The organism is Curtobacterium sp. MCBD17_030 (genome assembly GCF_003224255.1).
GTDB lineage: Bacteria > Actinomycetota > Actinomycetes > Actinomycetales > Microbacteriaceae > Curtobacterium.
In genome coordinates this window covers 322903-340468 of sequence record NZ_QKLI01000001.1, presented here as the reverse complement: position 1 = coordinate 340468, position 17566 = coordinate 322903, and the positions used below count along the sequence as shown (strand labels likewise).

19 protein-coding genes are annotated in these 17566 nt (G+C 71.7%); 12 read left to right on the top strand and 7 right to left on the bottom strand.

Going from position 1 to position 17566, the window contains the following annotated elements; genetic code table 11:
• The first annotated feature begins 10 nt into the window (after window positions 1-10).
• From DEI89_RS01515 to DEI89_RS01490, 6 genes are read left to right on the top strand one after another with little or no spacing between them, the layout of a single operon-like run.
• Entirely contained in the window at window positions 11-583 is a 573-nt protein-coding gene (locus tag DEI89_RS01515; RefSeq protein ID WP_110902251.1) for a hypothetical protein, read from the top strand.
• A complete protein-coding gene (locus DEI89_RS01510; RefSeq protein ID WP_110902250.1) occupies window positions 580-1140 on the top strand; it encodes a TerD family protein in 561 nt (186 codons plus the stop codon). Before DEI89_RS01515 ends, DEI89_RS01510 begins: the two co-directional genes overlap by 4 nt.
• Entirely contained in the window at window positions 1137-2018 is an 882-nt protein-coding gene (locus DEI89_RS01505) for a hypothetical protein (protein WP_110902249.1), read from the top strand. Before DEI89_RS01510 ends, DEI89_RS01505 begins: the two co-directional genes overlap by 4 nt.
• 3 nt (window positions 2019-2021) lie before the next feature.
• Window positions 2022-3188 carry an HpcH/HpaI aldolase/citrate lyase family protein gene (locus DEI89_RS01500; protein ID WP_110902248.1) on the top strand — a complete coding sequence of 389 codons (1167 nt, stop codon included), beginning with the start codon at window positions 2022-2024 and terminating at the stop codon, window positions 3186-3188.
• The gene (locus DEI89_RS01495) at window positions 3185-5899 is read left to right on the top strand and encodes a phosphoribosyltransferase (RefSeq protein WP_258368611.1); all 2715 of its coding nucleotides are present in this window, start codon (window positions 3185-3187) and stop codon (window positions 5897-5899) included. The genes DEI89_RS01500 and DEI89_RS01495 overlap by 4 nt, the downstream gene beginning before the upstream one ends.
• Entirely contained in the window at window positions 5896-6711 is an 816-nt protein-coding gene (locus DEI89_RS01490; protein WP_110902247.1) for an HAD family hydrolase, read from the top strand. The genes DEI89_RS01495 and DEI89_RS01490 overlap by 4 nt, the downstream gene beginning before the upstream one ends.
• A gap of 70 nt (window positions 6712-6781) precedes the next feature.
• Here the strand turns inward: DEI89_RS01490 and DEI89_RS01485 are convergent, their stop codons facing one another.
• The 3 genes from DEI89_RS01485 to glgA form a co-directional block, all read right to left on the bottom strand.
• Window positions 6782-7030 (bottom strand): type B 50S ribosomal protein L31, encoded by a 249-nt coding sequence (locus DEI89_RS01485; RefSeq protein ID WP_071275272.1) that lies wholly within the window; start codon window positions 7028-7030, stop codon window positions 6782-6784.
• A gap of 139 nt (window positions 7031-7169) precedes the next feature.
• Window positions 7170-7952 (bottom strand): ABC transporter ATP-binding protein, encoded by a 783-nt coding sequence (locus DEI89_RS01480; protein WP_110902246.1) that lies wholly within the window; start codon window positions 7950-7952, stop codon window positions 7170-7172.
• A 138-nt stretch (window positions 7953-8090) separates the two neighbouring features.
• Window positions 8091-9287, bottom strand: a complete 1197-nt coding sequence (gene glgA, locus DEI89_RS01475; protein ID WP_110902245.1) for a glycogen synthase — start codon at window positions 9285-9287, stop codon at window positions 8091-8093.
• A 47-nt stretch (window positions 9288-9334) separates the two neighbouring features.
• Between glgA and glgC the strand changes: the two genes are divergently transcribed.
• Together glgC and serB are read left to right on the top strand one after the other, a co-directional pair.
• Window positions 9335-10576, top strand: coding sequence for a glucose-1-phosphate adenylyltransferase (gene glgC / locus DEI89_RS01470; protein WP_110902493.1), 1242 nt, complete (start codon window positions 9335-9337; stop codon window positions 10574-10576).
• 67 nt (window positions 10577-10643) lie between these two features.
• The gene (gene serB, locus DEI89_RS01465; protein ID WP_110902244.1) at window positions 10644-11282 is read left to right on the top strand and encodes a phosphoserine phosphatase SerB; all 639 of its coding nucleotides are present in this window, start codon (window positions 10644-10646) and stop codon (window positions 11280-11282) included.
• Window positions 11283-11312: 30 nt separating this feature from the next.
• On the opposite strand, the gene fabG is transcribed toward serB, so the two are convergent.
• Window positions 11313-12026, bottom strand: coding sequence for a 3-oxoacyl-ACP reductase FabG (gene fabG / locus DEI89_RS01460; protein ID WP_110902243.1), 714 nt, complete (start codon window positions 12024-12026; stop codon window positions 11313-11315).
• A gap of 164 nt (window positions 12027-12190) precedes the next feature.
• Between fabG and DEI89_RS01455 the strand changes: the two genes are divergently transcribed.
• From DEI89_RS01455 to DEI89_RS01445, 3 genes are read left to right on the top strand one after another with little or no spacing between them, the layout of a single operon-like run.
• Window positions 12191-12706 (top strand): DUF3099 domain-containing protein, encoded by a 516-nt coding sequence (locus tag DEI89_RS01455; RefSeq protein WP_220033158.1) that lies wholly within the window; start codon window positions 12191-12193, stop codon window positions 12704-12706.
• Window positions 12706-12981 carry a hypothetical protein gene (locus DEI89_RS01450; RefSeq protein WP_110902242.1) on the top strand — a complete coding sequence of 92 codons (276 nt, stop codon included), beginning with the start codon at window positions 12706-12708 and terminating at the stop codon, window positions 12979-12981. The genes DEI89_RS01455 and DEI89_RS01450 overlap by 1 nt, the downstream gene beginning before the upstream one ends.
• Window positions 12978-13967 carry an SURF1 family protein gene (locus DEI89_RS01445; RefSeq protein ID WP_110902241.1) on the top strand — a complete coding sequence of 330 codons (990 nt, stop codon included), beginning with the start codon at window positions 12978-12980 and terminating at the stop codon, window positions 13965-13967. Before DEI89_RS01450 ends, DEI89_RS01445 begins: the two co-directional genes overlap by 4 nt.
• A gap of 95 nt (window positions 13968-14062) precedes the next feature.
• Here DEI89_RS01445 and DEI89_RS01440 read toward each other — a convergent pair whose 3' ends face one another.
• Window positions 14063-15661, bottom strand: a complete 1599-nt coding sequence (locus DEI89_RS01440) for an ABC-F family ATP-binding cassette domain-containing protein (protein ID WP_110902240.1) — start codon at window positions 15659-15661, stop codon at window positions 14063-14065.
• Window positions 15662-15775: 114 nt separating this feature from the next.
• On the opposite strand from DEI89_RS01440, the gene DEI89_RS01435 reads away from it, so the two are divergent.
• Complete coding sequence (locus DEI89_RS01435; protein ID WP_110902239.1) at window positions 15776-16375, top strand: biotin transporter BioY; 600 nt, start codon at window positions 15776-15778, stop codon at window positions 16373-16375.
• Between the two features lie 79 nt (window positions 16376-16454).
• On the opposite strand, the gene DEI89_RS01430 is transcribed toward DEI89_RS01435, so the two are convergent.
• Together DEI89_RS01430 and sufC are read right to left on the bottom strand one after the other, a co-directional pair.
• Entirely contained in the window at window positions 16455-16784 is a 330-nt protein-coding gene (locus DEI89_RS01430; protein WP_110902238.1) for a metal-sulfur cluster assembly factor, read from the bottom strand.
• Between the two features lie 2 nt (window positions 16785-16786).
• Entirely contained in the window at window positions 16787-17560 is a 774-nt protein-coding gene (gene sufC, locus DEI89_RS01425; protein ID WP_110902237.1) for a Fe-S cluster assembly ATPase SufC, read from the bottom strand.
• Between the last annotated feature and the right edge of the window lie 6 nt (window positions 17561-17566).

Sequence of the window (17566 nt, the reverse complement as noted above, 5' to 3'; positions counted from 1 at the left end):
GTCGGCTGCCGTGCGTGATCGCCTGCGCGCGCTGTTCGGCCGCGACGACGACGACCAGGACCGACGGGTGCCCGACCCGGACGCCGAGACGCCGTCGTCGGCCGCAGCTGCTGCTGCGGCCCGCATCGACGTCCGGGGTTCGGGTGGCGCGGCCGACGACGCTGCAGCCGCGGCCGGGCTCGACGACCTCCGGACCATCGTGCGCGCGGCCGGAGCCGATCTGCCGACCGTCGTTTCCTCGCGCGTCCGACACGTCGAGGACCTCCTCCGGGAGGCCGCCGGCACCGTCATCGCGCGTGGCGCCTCGACCGAGCAGCGGTACCTCTTCCAGGCCATCGTGAACGACTACCTGCCCACGCCCGTCCGGACGTACCGCTCGCTGCCCGCGGCGGACCGCACCCCGGAGAGCGCCGCCACGGCGACCCTCGCCGGCCAACTCGACGTCGTCGCGGAGACGGTGGAGGACATGCACGAACAGATCAGGAGCGGTGCCATCGCCGAACTCTCCTCGCACGGCCGGTTCCTGCGGGACCGACTGGGCGACGGCGACGAGGGCCTGCGCCTCCGCGGAGCCGACTCGTGACCGGGCAGCTCGTCCCGGGAGCGAACGCTGCGCTGACGGCCGAGAACCCCGGCCTCACCGCGGTCGTCGTCGGCATCCACTGGGACCAGATCGCCAGCCGCGGGCCCTCGGCCGAGCTCGTCCCGGTGGCGATCGTCTGCGGCCCGGACGGGCACGTCCTCTCCGACGAGGACCTCGTCTTCTTCAACCAGATCGAGAGCGCCGACGCGTCCGTCCGGTACCTGGCCGAGTCCGACCAGGAGGAGATCGACGTCGACTTCGCCTCGATCCCCGACGCCGTCGACAAGATCGTCTTCGCGGTCTACCTCGACCCTGACCCGCGGTCCCCGAAGGACCTCGGCTCGGTCCGGTCGATGTCGGTCCGCGTCTGCGCGCCCGACGGTCGCGAACTCGTCGCGTTCCCGCTGCCGTCGGAGCGGAACCACCTGATCGACGCGGTGATCCTCGGCGAGCTCTACCGCCACCGGTCGGAGTGGAAGTTCCGCGCCGTCGGCCAGGGGTACACGACGGGTCTGACCGGCCTCCGCACCGACCACGGCATCGGCCGCGCGCGATGACGACGGGGCACCCGTTCCTCCGCCGTCGCGTCCGTCCGACCCCGCCCGGCCAGGAGGCCCGCCCGACCGCCGCCACGTCCGGCACCGCCACCACGTCGGGCACCCCCGCCACGTCGGGCACCACCGCCACGCCCGGCGTGCCGCTCCGTCGCCCGACCCCGCCCGCCGGACCGCCCGTGGCATCGGTACCGGCCGCGCCCGCCAGCTCCGGCGGCGGGCTGAGCCTGTCCTCCGGGCGGCAGCCCGCACCGTCGGCGGTCCGGACGCCGGCCCAGCGCAGCTCGACCGCACCGTCGGCCTCCGCGGCCGAACCCGGCGCGACCCCGCCCCGTTCCGACCGTGTCGCACGCCGACTGCGGGAACGGGCCTCCCGGATCCGACCGTTCCCCGCACCAGACCCCCGCGACGTCCGCGTGCTCGGACCCGAGGACCCGGTGGTCCGCATCGACCGCCGCCGCTCCGCCGTCGGAGCACTCCGGATCACCGGTTCGACGAGTGCTGCGTGGGAGTCGGTCGACCACGTGGTCGGCGCGGCGACCGCTGACGGCGCGACCGCCGGGCGCGCCGTGACGACCCGTGGCAACCGCCCCCTGGTCGGCTACGACGGCTCCGACGTCCTGGTCGCCCTCCGCCACGTCCGCGAACTGCGGCGGGCACTCGTGATGGGCCGCGGGTCGGACCGTCTCGTCGTCGCCCTGCACGACGGCACCACCCTGGCGGTCGACCCCGGCGACGCCGACACCACCACGATCCTGGCGCTCTCCGTCATCGACGGTGAACTCGAGCTCCGCGCCGAGCCGTTCCCCCGGGCCACCCACGACGGTGACGTGTTCGCCGCGTTCGGGTTCGTCCTGTCCGCCCCGACCGTCGGAGTCTGATCCGTGCGCCACTTCGCCAACATCGCCGATCAGGAACCGCTCTTCCTCCGACCACCCGAGGACGTGACGCGGGACAGCCCGCAGGACCTCCGCGCGGTGGCACTCGGGGCGACCCTGTACACGCCGGGGGTCCGTCCGGACCTGGTGCGTGACGTCCGTCGGCAGACGGAGCTCGGCGCGGGGTCGATCGTCCTCTGCCTGGAGGACTCCGTCGCCGACGACGACCTGCCCACGGCCGAGGCGAACGTCGAGGCCGCGCTGCGGATCCTCGCGGAGGACCTCGACCCGGCGATGCTGCCACAGCTGTTCCTCCGGGTCCGGACGCCGGAGCACTTCGCACGGCTGCTCGACCGCTTCGGCAGTCGAGCGCTCGACGTCCTGGCCGGGATCGTCCTGCCGAAGTTCGAGGACCCCGACGGTGCCGGCGCAGCGTGGTTCGCGGTCCTCGACGCCGCGAACGAGGGGCGGGCACCCGGCCGCCGTCTGCTCGTGATGCCGATCCTCGAGTCCCCCGCGATCATGCACCGTGAGTCGCGCACCGAGGCCCTGGCCGACGTCCACGACCTGCTGCTCGAACGACGGGACGACGTCCTGGCGGTGCGCATCGGGGCGACGGACCTCTCGAGCGTGTACGGCCTCCGGCGTCCCTCGCACCTGACCGTGTACGACGTGCAGGTGTTGGCGTCCGTGATCGGCGACGTGGTCAACGTCCTCGGTCGGGCGAGGGACGGCTTCGTGGTCGCCGGGCCGGTGTGGGAGCACTACCCCGACTCCGACCGGGTGTTCCGCACGCAGTTGCGCACCACGCCGTTCCAGGAGGCCGGGGACCTGGCGCTCCGCCGGCAGCTGCTCCTCGAGGGCTTCGACGGGCTCCTCCGCGAGGTCACCCTCGACCGCGCGAACGGCCTGACCGGCAAGACGGTCATCCACCCGCGCCACGTGCCCCTCGTCCACGCGATGTCGGTGGTCAGTGACGAGGAGTTCTCCGACGCGTCCGACGTGCTCGCGAACGCCACGGGCGGGGTCGCCGCCTCCCGCTACGGCAACAAGATGAACGAGATGAAACCGCACCACGCCTGGGCGGAGCGCACCATGCTCCGCGCCCGGGCGTTCGGTGTGGCGGCCCCGGACGTGACCTACGTCGACCTGCTCGAGCGGAGCCTCCCGTGACCACGACCACCTCGACGACCGCGACGACGGAGGCCGCCCTGCCGAGCCCGGACGAGCTCGGCGTGGTCCTGACCGACGCGCCGATCGTGCCCACTGCACCCGGCGTGCCGCTGGCGTCGCTCGTCCGGCTCGCACTCCGTCGGAACCCCAGACGGGCGCATCTGCTCGTGTCCACCGTGCTCGCGAAGCACGTCCCGACCGTGCCCGCGGTCGCGCTCCTCGCCGGTGAGGCGCTCGGCGCCCGGGTCGCCGACGTCCTGGACGGCGGCGCGCGGCTCGACGCCGGAGCCGCCGCGCGCCTCCGGGCCGTCCTCGACCGGCAGCAGGCGACCGACACCGCGACGGATGCGGGCGACGGGTCCGACGCCCTGCACCGAGCCGCAACGACGCTCCGCACCGACCTGGCCGCGGTCCGGCCGACCCTGCCCGACGTCCTCGTCCTCGGGTTCGCGGAGACCGCGACCGCCCTCGGCGCGACGGTCGCCGAGGCCCTCGGTGCCGGGTACCTGCACTCGACGCGCCACGACCCGCCCGGGGCGACGCCGGCCGCCGGCTTCGACGAGGCGCACTCGCACGCCACGGCGCACCGCCTGCTGCCCGCGGAGGACGACTGGCTGCCGGCCGACGGCACCGTGGTCCTGGTCGACGACGAGCTGAGCACCGGAGCGACGGCCCGCGCCACGATCCGCGCCCTGCACGCCGTCGCACCGCAGCGACAGTGGGTCGTCGCCGCGCTCGTCGACCTCCGCTCCGACGCGGACGTCGCCGCCACCGAAGCCCTCGCGACCGAGCTCGGCGCGCCCGTCGCGGTCGTCGCCCTCGGACGCGGCCGCGTCTCCCTCCCGGACGGCCTCACCGACACGGCAGCGGAGCTCGTCGCCTCGGCCGCGGCGCCCCTCACCACGACGACGCCGGACAGCACGACGTCACCCGACGGCACGACGTCACCGGACGGCACGACGGCGCTCGACAGCGGACCGACCGCGGACGGGAGGCCCGCACCAGGCCCGGCACGCGCCTCCCGTCCCGACGCGGTCACCGTCGTCGCCGCCCCGCCGACCGTCGTCGACCGCACCGGGACGCCCGCCGCACGCGTCCGCACCCCGCGGACCGACGTCGAGGGCATCGCGGCCGACCTCGCCCGGGTCCTGACCGACACGTCCGGCCGGGTGCCGGACCGGGTCCTGGTCCTCGGGACCGAGGAGCACATGGCGACGCCGCTCGCCGTCGCGGACGCACTCCGCCGCCGGACGACGGCGGACGTCCGGTCCTCGACGAGCACCCGCTCCCCCGTCGCGGTGTTCGACGCCCCGACCTGGCCGATCCGGTCCGGCATCCGGCACCGGTCCCACGACGTCACGGTCGACGGTCCCGGCGAGCGGTACGCGTACAACGTGCACGGCTTCGACGCGGTCGTCGTCGTCCCCGAACCGGGGACCGAACGGGCGACGCTCGAGGGACCCGGCGGCCTGCTCGACGTCCTGGCCACCGTGATGCCCCGGGTGCTGCTCGTGGACAGCGCCCTCGAATCCGCCAGTGCTGCCGCGTCCTCGCCTCGTCCGCTCACCGGGCCGTCCTTCGGGTCGTACGAGCCGGACGAGGTGACCTGGCTGCTGCAGGACCTCGCCGACGCCGCCCTCGAGGCCGACACCGCCGACCGGGAACGCGCCATCCAGCTCGAGGGCGCCAACTACGCGGAGTCGCTCCCCGTCGAGTACGTGCCGTCGGAGTCCTACGAGGAGCTGTACCGGGAGGCCCTCGCGCGGTCGGCGGATCGGATCGCGGAGGCGGTCGGGATCGTCACGGACCTGGTCCTCCGCGACCGACCGGACGCGGTGCTCGTCTCCCTCGCCCGCGCGGGAACGCCCGTCGGCATCCTCATGCGCCGCTGGGCCGAGCAGCAGCGCGGGATCCGGCTGCAGCACTACACGGCGAGCATCGTCCGCGGGGTCGGCATCGACGAGACGGCCCTGCGCTGGCTCGCCGCGCACCACGACGCGACGCAGGTCGTCTTCGTCGACGGATGGACGGGCAAGGGCGCCATCACGCGGGAGCTGACCGACGCGCTCGACCGGTTCGCGGCCTCCGACGGCGTGCGCTTCGGCGACGGACTCGCGGTCCTCGCCGACCCGGCCGGCTGCACCCCGCTGCACGGCACCCGCGACGACTACCTGGTGCCGTCGGCATGCCTCAACTCGACCGTGTCCGGGCTGGTGTCCCGCACGGTGTTCAACCGAGCGTGGACGCCGGCGGGCACCCTGCACGGTGCGAAGCAGTACCGGGAGCTCGGTCCCCGCGACCACTCCCGCTCGTTCGTCGCCACCATCGCCGACCGGTTCAGCGCCGTCCGTCCCCGCGTCGATGCTGCCGTGGCAGCCGACGGCGGACCGGCGTCACGGGCCGTCGACTGGCGGGGCATGCGGACGGTCGAGGCGATCGGTGCCGAGTACGGCATCACCGACCTGCACCTGGTCAAGCCGGGGGTCGGCGAGACCACCCGGGTGCTGCTCCGCCGCGTGCCGTGGCAGGTCCTGGTGCGCGACCCGGAGGACGTCGACATCGCGCACGTCGTCGCGCTGGCCCGTGAGCGTGGCGTGCCCGTCGTGACCCGCCCCGAGCTGTCCTACAGCTGCGTGGGGCTCATCCACCCGCTCGGCAGTCGGGTGTCGGACACCGGGACCGCTGACGGCACCACCGGGAGCGTCGCGTGAGCGCGCTCGTCGGGTTCGACCTCGACCGCACCGTCGTCTACTCCGCCGCCGCGCTCATGCTCGACGGCCCTGACGAGGACGCACCCTCACTCGTCGTCACCGAGGTGTACCAGGGCCTGCCGCTGTCGTTCATGACGCGCACGGCGGAGCGTGCACTCGCGGCGCTGGCCGAGACGTCCGTCGTCGTCCCGGTGACCACCCGCACGGTCGCACAGTTCCAGCGGATCCGTCTGCCGCTGCCGACGACCGGCTGGGCCGTCACGACGAACGGCGCGGTCGTGCTGCACGACGGCACACCGGACGAGTCCTGGACCGCAACGCTCCGCGAGGAGATCGCGGTGACGTCGGCACCGCTCCCCGAGGTCGAGCACCGCCTGGCCACCGCTCTGCCCGAGGGCGCCGTCCTCCGCACCCGGCGCGCCGAGGACCTCTTCGTGTACGCCATCGTCGAGCGGGCCGAACTGCCCGATGCCGCTGTGGAGGGCTTCGCGGCCGAACTCGCCGACCTCGGCTGGCGGGTGTCGGTGCAGGGGCGGAAGCTCTACGCGGTCCCGGTGCCGATCCGGAAGGAACGGGCCCTGGCGGCCGTCGCAGAGCGCACCGGAGCGACCCGCACGGTCGCCGCGGGCGACTCGCTGCTCGACCGGGAGATGCTGGCCTGGGCGGACGTCGCGATCCGCCCGGCCCACGGCGAGCTGCACGCGGTGGGGTGGACGGCACCGAACCTCGTCGTCACGCAGGCGCGCGGGGTCATGGCCGGTGAGGAGCTCGTCGGGCTCGCAGCCGCCGCCACGGTCCAGACGACGACCTGACCGGACGCAGAACGGGCGGTCCTCCCACAGGAGGACCGCCCGTTCGAACTCCCAGAGGGAGCAGAGCTGCTTACTTGCTGAAGCCCTTGAAGCGCTGGTTGAACTTCTCGACGCGGCCGGCCGAGTCGAGGATGCGCTGCTTGCCCGTGTAGAACGGGTGCGAGGCGGACGAGATCTCGACGTCGATGACCGGGTAGGTCGCACCGTCGAGCTCGATGGTCTTGTCGCTGTTCGCGGTCGAACGCGTCAGGAACGTCTCACCGGAAGCCAGGTCGCGGAACACGATGGCGCGGTACTCGGGGTGGGTTTCGGTCTTCATGGGGATTCCTCGGTGGATCGCGATGACGGAAGATGGGAAGTCGTGTGGCCTACGCCAGCGGACCACGTTACCAGACCACGGCCCTGATCGGGAGCGTCCGGAGCCGTGTCGCGGCCGGCCGGAGTCGGGCCCCGGCGGATCAGACGGCGCGGGCGGTCCAGCGACCGGCGTCCTGGGACACCGTGAGTTCGACACCGAACGCCGCGGAGAGCGTCTCCGCGGTCAGGACCTCGGCGATCGGACCGGCGGACTGCACGTGGCCGTCGGCGAGGACGAGCGCGTGGGTGAAGCCAGCCGGGATCTCCTCGACGTGGTGGGTGACGATGACGATCGCCGGCGAGTCCTGGCTCTGCGCGTAGCCGCCGAGCGTCCGCACCAGACTCTCGCGGGCGCCCAGGTCGAGCGACGCTGCCGGCTCGTCGAGGAACAGCACCTCGGGGTCGGTCATCACCGCACGGGCGATCTGGACCCGCTTCTGCTCGCCGTCGCTGAGCTCCCCGAAGCTGCGCTCGGTGAAGGCACCGAGGCCCCACTCCTCGAGCACGCGCTGGGCACGGCGGACGTCGAGCTCCTCGTACTCCTCGTTCCACCGGCCGGTGACCGAGTACGCGGCCGTCAGGACCACGTCGATGACCTTCTCGGTCATCGGGATGCGACGCGCCAGGGCGGTCGACGCGAAGCCGATCCGGGGGCGGAGTTCGAACAGGTCGGCGCCGCCGAGACCGGTCCCGAGGACCTCGACGTCGCCGGAGGTCGGGAAGGTCTGCGCACCCGCGACCTGCAGCAGCGTGGTCTTGCCGGCACCGTTCGCGCCGAGCACCACCCAGCGCTCGTCGTCCTGCACCTCCCACGAGATCCCGTCGAGGATGGTGGACCCGTCACGGACCACGGAGACGTCTGACAAGCGCACGACCGAGGGCATGCCGCCAGCCTAGACGAGCACGGTCGGCTCCCCCATCAGCGCCGCGCGCCCGGCTGTCCAGGGGCGACGGACGGAAGGCCCGGTGCCGGTCTCGGGGACCGGCACCGGGCCTCCAGGCCGTCAGTCGGCGCGACGCGGTCAGCGCCCGGCGAGCACCTCGTCGTACACGGCGCGGGTCTTCGTGGCGATGGCGCCCCAGGTGAACTCGCTCTCGACGCGGAGCCGGCCGGCGCGGCCCATCAGCTTGGCGAGCCCGAGGTCGTCGAGCACCTCGTTGAGGGTCGCGGCGAGGTCGGCGACGTACCGGTCCGGGTCCGTGGGGGTACCCGTGCCGTCGGTCGCCTGGTCGATCGGGACGATGCGGCCGGTCAGGCCGTCGGCGACAACCTCGGGGATCCCGCCGGTCTTCGTGCCGACGACCGGGATCCCGCAGGCCATGGCCTCGAGGTTCACGATGCCGAGCGGCTCGTAGATCGACGGGCAGACGAACACGGTCGCGCTCGACAGGACGTGCACGATCTCGCGGTGCTCGAGCATCCGGTCGATCCAGATCACGCCGTTCCGACGGGTCCGGAGGTCTTCGACCAGCCCCGTGACCTCGGCGAGGATCTCGGGTGTGTCGGGCGCGCCGGCGCAGAGCACGACCTGGACGTCCTCAGGCAGCGACGCCACCGCGCGGAGCAGGTAGGGCAGGCCCTTCTGGCGGGTGATGCGACCGACGAAGACCACGCTGGGGCGGTCCGGGTCGATGCCGAGCGCGCGGACGGCGTCGTCGTCGCGGTCGGGAGCCCAGTCGTCGATGTCGATGCCGTTGTAGACGACCTTCACGCGGGACGGATCGATCGACGGGTACGAGCGGAGGATGTCCGCACGCATCGCCTTCGACACCGCGACGACACCGTCCGCGTTCGTGAACGCCTCGCGTTCCATCCAGCTGGACAGGCGGTACCCGCCGCCGAGCTGCTCGGCCTTCCACGGACGGAGCGGCTCGAGGCTGTGTGCCGTGACGACGTGCGGGATGCCGTGCGTCAGCTGCGCCAGGCGTCCGGCCGAGTTCGCGTACCAGGTGTGCGAGTGCACGAGGTCGGCACCCTCGACGTCGGCCGCGATCTGCACGTCGGTGCCGAGCGCCTGCAGCGCGCCGTTGGCCTGTTCGAGGCCCGCCGGGGTGCGGTAGGCCCACACGCCCTGTTCGTCACGGAACCCGCCGAACGCCCGGACGCGCACGTCGGTGTCGGTCCCCGACCGCAGCGCCGCGGTCAGCTGGGCAACATGGACTCCGGCACCGCCGTAGACCTCCGGCGGATACTCCCTGGTCAGTAGATCGACTCGCACGGGTTCAAGGTAACGGTTTCCCAGTGCTGACGCCTACTGTGAGCGACATGGCAACGAAGAAGGTATTCGGCATCGTCCTGGCCGGCGGCGAGGGCAAACGACTCATGCCGCTCACCGCGGACCGCGCGAAGCCGGCCGTGCCGTTCGGTGGGAACTTCCGCCTCGTGGACTTCGCGCTGTCGAACCTGGTCAACTCCGGGCTCCAGCGCATCGTCGTCCTGACGCAGTACAAGTCACACTCACTCGACCGGCACGTCTCCCAGACCTGGCGCATGGAGGGGCTGCTCGGCTCCTACGTCGCCTCCGTCCCCGCACAGCAGCGGCTCGGCAAGCGGTGGTTCGCCGGCTCCGCCGACGCGATCCTGCAGTCCCTGAACCTGATGCGGGACGAGCGGCCCGACATCGTCGTCGTGGTCGGCGCCGACCACGTGTACCGCATGGACTTCTCCCAGATGGTGGAAGCGCACATCGCCTCCGGACGCAGCGCCACCGTCGCGGCGATCCGCCAGCCGATCGAGCTCGCGGACCAGTTCGGCGTCATCAAGGTCGACGACGCGGACCCGACGCGGATCGAGGCGTTCCTCGAGAAGCCGAAGGACGCCACCGGTCTGCCGGACTCGCCGAACGAGGTCCTGGCATCCATGGGCAACTACGTCTTCGACGCCGACGCCCTGGTCGACGCGGTGCTCCGAGACGGCCAGATCGAGTCGTCCGACCACGACATGGGCGGCGACATCATCCCGGACTTCGTCGCACGCGGCGACGCCGGTGTGTACGACCTGCAGCGCAACGAGGTGCCCGGGTCCAACGACCGTGACAAGTACTACTGGCGCGACGTGGGCACGATCGACTCGTTCTTCGACGCGCACATGGACCTCATCGCCCCGGTCCCGGTCTTCAACCTGTACAACCAGGACTGGCCGATCTTCAACCAGCAGACGAACCTGCCCCCGGCGAAGTTCGTGCGCGACGCCAACGGCAACACCGGCGCGACCGTGGACTCCATCGTCTCGCTCGGCTGCCTGCTCTCCGGCGCCCAGGTCGAGCGCAGCGTCATCGGCCCCTGGGCGACGATCGACTCGCAGGCGAAGGTCCTGGACTCGATCGTCTTCGAGCGCGCGACCATCGGTGCCGGCGCGATCGTGAACCGGGCCATCCTCGACAAGGACGTCGTCCTCGCACCGGGTGCGCACGTCGGCGTCGACCGTGAAGCCGACGAGGCCCGCGGGTTCACCGTCACCGACTCGGGCATCACCGTCGTCGGGAAGGGCGTGCGCGTCGAGGCCTGAGCGAGCAGCCTCCGCACGTCGCGTCAGCACGACGTCACGGGGCACCCGACCCCGCTACCGTGGTCGTGTGCCCCGTTTCCTCGTCGTCCTCGATGCCGACTCGACCCTGCTCGAGGACGAGGTCATCGAGCTCCTGGCCGACGCGGCAGGGACCCGGCCACAGGTCCAGGCGGTGACGGAGCGTGCCATGCGCGGCGAGATCGACTTCGCCGAGAGCCTCCGGGCGCGGGTCGCCACGTTGGCGGGCCTCCCGGTCGACACGTTCACCCGTGCGCAGCAAGCCGTCCACGTCACCCGCGGAGCCGACGAGTTGGTGCGCCGGGTACACGCCGCTGGCGGCACGGTCGGCGTCGTGTCGGGGGGCTTCCACGAGGTGCTCGACCCCTTCGCGGCCGGTCTCGCGCTCGACCACTGCCGGGCGAACCGCCTCGACACGCAGGACGGCGTGCTCACCGGGCGTGTCGCGGGCGCGGTCGTCGACGCGCAGGCCAAGGCGGACACGCTCCGGACCTGGGCCGCGGCGGACGGGGTCCCGCTCGCCCGCACGGTCGCCGTCGGTGACGGCGCGAACGACCTCGCGATGATGGCGATCGCCGGTCTCGCCGTCGCGTTCGACGCCAAGCCCCGGGTGCGGGCGGAGGCGGACGTCGCCGTCGTCGACCGCGACCTGTCCGTCGTGCTGGCGGCCCTCGGCCTGCGCGGCTGACTCCCGCCGCCACTCCGGCGGCTCAGCTGCTCAGTGGCCCATGCCCAGGCCGCCGTCGACCGGGATGACCCCGCCGGAGATGTAGCCCGCGCCGTCGCCGGCCAGGAACAGCGTGGCGTCCGCGACGTCGTCGACGCTGCCGTACCGTGCCGCGGGGATCGCCTTCTTGAACTCGGCCTGCAGCTCGTCCGAGAGCGCCGCCGTCATGTCGGTCTGGATGAAGCCCGGTGCGACGACGTTCGCGGTGATGCCGCGGGAGCCGAGCTCGCGCGTGATGGACCGGGCCATCCCGACCAGCGCGGCCTTCGACGACGCGTAGTTGACCTGGCCGATCTGCCCGTACGCCCCGACGACGCTCGACATCAGGACGATGCGGCCGAACTTCGCCTTCATCATCCCCTTGGTCGCGCGCTTGACCACCCGGAAGGTGCCCGTCAGGTTGGTGTCGATGACGCTCGTGAAGTCGTCCTCGGACATCCGGAGCAGCAGCTGGTCGTTCGTGATGCCGGCGTTGGCGACCAGGACCTCGATCGGCCCGAGCGCTGCCTCGACCTCGGTGAAGGCGCGGTCCACCGAGGCGGTGTCGGTGATGTCGGCCTGCACGGTGAGCGCGCCCTCGGGGCCGCCCTGACCGCTGCGCGACGTGACGGCGACCCGGTGCCCGGCTGCGACGAACCGTGCGGCCAGCGCGTGGCCGATGCCGCGGTTGCCGCCGGTGATGAGGACGGTACGGGGGGTGGTCATGGTCGCTCCGTTCGCTGGTGGTCGCTGGCGTGCCAGGACCCGCGGGTCCGGACACGCCCGGACGAGCCTACCGGTGCGCATCCCCCGGCGGCCGGTCTCCGCACCACCGGCCGGATGTCGGTACCCGGGCGTAAACTGGAGGTCGGCAGACGGAGACCCACCGCATGAACCGCAAGAACCAGCAGAACCCGAGCGGCCCGCGCATCCAGCTCCAGCGTTCCGCGCCGGAACACGTGATCGCAGAGCCGATGTCGGCCCAGAACATCACGACGCTCCCGGACAACCCGGAGATCGACCGTGCGCACCGGCTCTCTCGCTACGTGTGGCAGATGGCCTTCCGCGTGGTGTGCTTCGTCGCGGCCGTACTCATCTGGAGCGCATGGCACTCCTGGATCGCTGTCCTGCCCATCGTCGCCGCCGCCGTCGTCCCCTGGGTCGCGGTCGTGCTGGCGAACGCAGGCAACCGCACCGGTGGCGACGTGGTCCGACCGGGTGGCGCCATCGAGCTGTACGACGCCGTCGACCCGCACCTCCGTGACGAGCAGGAAGAGGCCCGAGCCCAGGCCTACCGTGCCGAGCAGGAGCGTCTGCGCGACCAGGCCCAGCGCGCCCAGGAGGACTGGCAGCGCAACGGCGACCGCTCGCGTGTCTGGTCGCCCCGGAACGGCGGCCGCCGCTGATGGGATCGACCTTCGACCTGTTCACCGAACCCGGCGCGACGCCGGTGTGTTCGCGGGCCGGTTGCTCGTCGACGGCATCGTGGCGGGTGAACTGGCGGAACCCCCGCATCCACGCGGAGGACCGGGTGAAGATCTGGGCCGCCTGCGACGACCACTGCGACTTCCTCGCCGATTACCTGCGGTCGCGCTCGTTCCCCGTGCGCGTGACCGGCATCGACGACGACGTGGAGGACCTCGACGACACCACCGCGCGCGTCGCGGGTGACGGGCGATGACCGAGGGCTTCGACCCCGGCTCCCGGTACGGCCGGCGCCACGCGGCCCGGATCCGCCGGGCGGGCAACGACGCGACGACCGACGTCGCCACTGCGGACGATCAGGGCGATCAGGGCGATCGCCCCTCCGAGCCCTTCGTCGGCTGGCACTTCGTCCGCAGCCGTCGGTGGCTCGGCTACTTCGCGATCGCCGTGGCGTTCGCGGTCGTCTGCGCGCTGTTCGGCATGTGGCAATGGGACCGTCGGAACGAGGCCGTCCGCCAGAACGACCAGATCGCTGCGAACTACGACCACGCTCCCATCCCGATCGACCAGGTGCTCCCCCGCTCCGCGACGTGGAGCAACGACCTGACCTGGCTTCGCGCGAGCGTCACCGGCCGGTACGACACCGACCACCAGCTCCTCGTCCGCAACCGCGTGCACAACGGGCAGCCGGGGTTCGAGGTACTCACTCCCCTGGTCACTGCCGAGGGTCGCGCCTTCGTCGTCGACCGCGGTTGGGTGCCCACCGGCAACGAGCAGGACGCGCCGGACAGCATCCCGACTCCCCCGACGGGGACCGTCACCGTCGTCGTGCGTCTGCAGCAGTCCGAGCCACGCATCCCCGGCCGCACCGACCCGGCGAACACCGATCAGGTGCAGTCCGTCACGCTGCCCGACGTCGCCGACAAGGCCGGCCATCCGATCTGGACCGGCGCGTACGGCCAGCTCGACAGCGAGACGCCCGCTCCGTCGGAGCGGGCGCCCCTCGGCTGGGACCGCCCGAGCGCCGACACCGGCCTGCACCTCAGCTACTTCATCCAGTGGTTCCTGTTCGCCGTCGGGGGCTTCGGCTTCCTGGCGTACGTGATGGTGCAGGAGTACCGGAACCTCAACCAGGACGACCCGGAAGAGCGCGAGCGGGCCTTGGACCGGCAGCGCCGCAAGGACGCGAAGCCGAAGTCCGACGCCGAGATCGAGGACGAACTGCTCACGTCCGGTCGCTGACGGGCTGACCGGACCGACGGGAGGCCCGTGGCGACGTGGCCACGGGCCTCCCGTCCGTCTGTGTCCCGGTTCCGCATCCGCGGGCCGCGCTCACGTCATGCGAGCTCGATGAGCTCCGCGTAGTCCTTGTTCCAGTGGTCCTCGGTGCCGTCCGGCAGGAGCAGCACGCGCTCCGGGTTCAGCGCCTCGACCGCACCGGCGTCGTGGGACACGAGGACGACCGCGCCCTCGAAGCCCGCCAGCGCATTGAGGATCTCCTCACGCGATGCCGGGTCCAGGTTGTTCGTGGGCTCGTCGAGCAGCAGCACGTTCGCACCCGAGACGACGATCATCGCGAGCGACAGGCGCGTCTTCTCACCGCCGGAGAGCACGCCGGCCTTCTTGTAGCCGTCGTCGCCGGTGAACAGGAACGAGCCCAGGACGCGGCGCGCCTCGGTCTCGTTGAGGTCCGTCGACGCCGAGACCATGTTCTCGATCACCGTGCGGTTGACGTCGATGTTCTCGTGCTCCTGCGCGTAGTACCCGATCCGCAGACCGTGCCCGGGCAGGATCTCGCCGGTGTCAGGTGCGTCCGCGCCGGCGAGGATGCGGAGCAGCGTCGTCTTGCCCGCACCGTTGAAGCCCAGGATGACCACGCGAGAACCGCGGTCGATCGCCAGGTCGACGCCCGCGAAGATCTCGAGCGACCCGTAGGACTTCGACAGTCCCTCCGCCATCAGCGGCGTGCGACCACAGGGAGCCGGGGTGGGGAAGCGGATCTTCGCGACCCGATCGGCGACGCGCTCGTCCTCGAGGCCCGCGAGCAGCTTGTCGGCGCGCGCCACCATCTGATGGGCCGCAGCCGCCTTCGACGCCTTCGCGCCGAACCGAGCAGCCTGGTCCTTGAGCGTCGCGGCCTTCTTCTCGGCACCGGCCCGCTCCTTGCGACGGCGCTCCTCGTCGGCCGCACGCTGCCGCTGGTAGAGCTTCCAGCCCATGTTGTAGATGTCGATCGCCTGGCGGTTCGCGTCCAGGTAGAAGACCCGGTTGACAACCTCGTCGACGAGTTCCACGTCGTGGGAGATCACGATCACGCCGCCCGGGTAGGTCTTGAGGTGCTCGCGCAACCACACGACGGAGTCCGCGTCGAGGTGGTTCGTCGGTTCGTCGAGGATCATCGTGTCCGCATCGGAGAACAGGATGCGCGCGAGCTCGATGCGGCGCCGCTGCCCACCGGACAGCGTCTTCAGCTGCTGATCGAGGATGCGGTCCGGCAGCTTGAGGTTCGACGCGATCGACGCTGCCTCCGCCTCGGCGGCGTAGCCGCCCAGGGCGTTGAACTCGTCGTCGAGCCGCGAGTAGCGCTTCATCGCCTTCTCGGCGACGGCCGGGTCCGTGCTGGCCATGTCGAGCGTGGCCTTGCGGATGCCGTCGACGAGCTCGCCGAGGCCGCGGGCGTCCAGGATGCGCTTGCGCGCGGTGTCCTCGGGGTTGCCCGAACGGGGGTCCTGCGGCAGGTAGCCGATCTCACCCGACCGCTCGATCTTGCCGTCGGTCGGGGCAGCTTCACCCGCCAGGGCCTTGGTCATGGTGGTCTTCCCCGCGCCGTTGCGGCCGACGAGGCCGATCTTGTCACCCCGCTCGACGCGGAAGGACACGTTCTCCATCAGGAGGCGAGCCCCGACGCGGATCTCGAGGTCGTGCACGGCAAGCACAGTGGTGGTCCAATCAGTTGGTGGAAGTGCACAACGGTGTGTGCGGGAGGTGCACCGCTACGCTGACGGGACCGATGGTCCGAAGAGGACCAGCAGTCCATTCTAGGAGAATCCATGACGAACGCCACCGGGTTCGCTCCCCGCGCAGTCCTCGCCGACCGTCTGCGCACGCACGGTCTCGCCACCGACGCCGCCCTGATCGCCGGCGGCGCGCTGTTCACCGCCGTCCTGGCGCAGGTCCAGGTGCCGATGTGGCCGGTCCCCGTGACCGGTCAGACGCTCGCCGTCGTGCTCGTCGGCGCGACCCTCGGTGCCCGCCGAGGTGTCCTGTCGATGCTCGTCTACGCGGTCGTCGGACTGGCCGGCGCGCCGTTCTTCGCCGACGCGCAGGGCGGCCTGCAGGCCCTCGCCCTGCCGAGCTTCGGGTACGTCATCGGCTTCATCCCGGCCGCCGGGCTCGTCGGGTGGCTCGCGCGTCGCAACTGGGACCGCAAGGTCGGGCGCGCGGCGGTGGCGATGCTGCTCGCGAGCGCGATCCCCTTCGTCACCGGCCTGCCGTACCTCGCCGTCGCCCTCGGCGCCCTCGGGGCCCCGAACGACCTCCAGTCGGTCCTCGCGGCGGGCCTGTACCCGTTCGTCGTCGGCGGCGTCGCGAAGGCGCTCATCGCGGCCGGCGTGCTGCCCCTGGCGTGGAAGGCGCTCGGCCGCCGCTGAGCGCACTCCGCACCACGCACGGACGGGAGGCCCGGTACCAGCTGGTACCGGGCCTCCCGTCCGTCTCGGGCTCTCGTGGCTAGATCGAGAAGCCGAGTGCGCGCATCATCTCGCGACCGTCGTCGGTGATCCGCTCCGGACCCCACGGCGGCATCCAGACCCAGTTGATGCGGAACGCGTCGACGATCCCGTCCAGCGCGTTCGCGGTGTCGTTCTCGATGACGTCGGTCAACGGGCAGCCGGCGCTCGTCAAGGTCATGCTGATGATCAGCGCACTCGCCTCGTCGTCCCAGGCCAGGTCGTAGATGAGGCCGAGGTCGACGATGTTGACGCCGAGCTCCGGGTCCTGCACCTCTTTCAGGCCCTCGACGACCTCGTCGAACTTCTGCGGTGCCAGTGTGGTGATCATCGTCACTCCGCCGGTGCGGCAGCGGCGGCCTGCACGTAGCGGTCGTAGCCCTCGTTCTCGAGGCGCTCCGCCAGTTCGGGGCCACCCTGCTCGGCGATCTTGCCCGCGACGAACACGTGGACGAAGTCCGGGCGGATGTAGCGGAGGATGCGCGTGTAGTGCGTGATGAGCAGCACCCCGAGGCCCGTCGCGCCCTTGGCACGATTGACACCCTCGGACACGATCTTCAGCGCGTCGACGTCCAAGCCGGAGTCGGTCTCGTCCAGGACGGCGAACTTCGGCTTGAGCAGCTCGAGCTGCATGATCTCGTGGCGCTTCTTCTCGCCACCGGAGAAGCCCTCGTTGACGTTGCGCTCGGCGAAGGCCGGGTCCATCTTGAGGTCCGCCATCGAGGTGCGGAGTTCCTTGATCCAGCCACGGAGGGCCGGAGCCTCGCCGTCGATCGCGGTCTTGGCGGTGCGGAGGAAGTTCGACACCGTGACACCGGGGATCTCGACCGGGTACTGCATGGCGAGGAACATGCCCGCGCGGGCACGCTCGTCGACGCTCATCGCCAGGACGTCCTGGCCGTCGAGGGTGATCGAGCCGCCGGTGACGTGGTAGCGCGGGTGACCGGCGATGGTGTACGCCAGGGTCGACTTGCCCGAGCCGTTCGGACCCATGATCGCGTGGATCTCGCCCTCGTTGATCGTCAGGTCGACGCCCTTGAGGATCTCCTTGACGCCCTGGTCGGTGTCGATGGCGACCTGCAGGTCACGGATTTCGAGAGTGGACATTGCGTT